Genomic DNA, 252 nt, shown 5'->3' on the forward strand with positions numbered 1-252 from the left:
TCTCCGTCGGTTCGAACCCGGCGCGGTCGGGCGTGTCGACGACGACGCGGCCGCCACTGAGGCCCTTGCCGACGTAGTCGTTCGCGCCGCCGCGCAGATGGAGCGCGACGCCCGACGCGAGGAACGCGCCGAAGGACTGCCCGGCGGTGCCTTCGAGGTCGACAGTGAGCGTGCCGTCGGGGAGTCCGGCTTCGCCGTACCGGCTCGTGACCTCGTGGCTGAGCGTCGCACCGACCGCGCGGTCCGTGTTCG

At 73.0% G+C, this 252-nt stretch carries 1 protein-coding gene; it reads right to left on the reverse strand.

The window, feature by feature from the left end; all coding sequences use genetic code 11:
• A partial coding sequence (locus SM753_RS20945) for a hypothetical protein (RefSeq protein WP_323192971.1) occupies window positions 1–252 on the reverse strand: 252 nt, incomplete at both ends.

Source organism: Halostella sp. PRR32 (assembly GCF_034808085.1).
Taxonomy (GTDB): Archaea; Halobacteriota; Halobacteria; order Halobacteriales; family Natronoarchaeaceae; genus Halostella; species Halostella pelagica.